Raw genomic sequence first — 418 nt, 5'->3', positions numbered from 1 at the left:
TGTTCGAGGTGCATCCGGAGCTTGCCTTCATGCAGCTTCAGATCGACCAAGGCGGCGAGGCGGCCGGCCTCAAGGAGGGTAAAACGTCAGAAGCGGGACATGCGAAAAGAAAAGCCTTGCTCGCGTATGTCTTTGGCGACACGTTGCATACCGCGCTCGACGAACGTGTTGCCCGGCACGCGCAGAAGGACGACGTGCTCGATGCCTTCGCGGTGCTATGGAGCGCGCGCCGCATCGCGGCCGGCAGCGCCGTCGTGCTGCCCGATGATGAACCGCGCGACGGCGCGCTTCTGCCGATGGTGATCCGCTACTGAGCGAATCTCGGGGCGTTGCGCGTGCGGACAATCACTCCGCGCCGCGCACGATGCGCAGATCGCGCTCGACGCCATTGCCGAGCGCGGCCAGCGCCTTCTTGTAG

At 65.1% G+C, this 418-nt stretch carries 1 protein-coding gene; it reads left to right on the top strand.

Annotated elements, in window-relative coordinates; all coding sequences use genetic code 11:
* The coding region (locus GR197_RS31570; protein WP_164016630.1) for a DUF429 domain-containing protein at nt 1–314 on the top strand (314 nt) is incomplete at its 5' end.
* Nucleotides 315–418: the final 104 nt, after the last annotated feature.

The sequence above is a fragment of the Rhizobium phaseoli genome (genome assembly GCF_010668805.1).
Lineage (GTDB): Bacteria > Pseudomonadota > Alphaproteobacteria > Rhizobiales > Rhizobiaceae > Rhizobium > Rhizobium phaseoli_A.
Note: the sequence above shows the minus strand (reverse complement) of the source record. Positions and strands in the feature narration are given on the sequence as shown.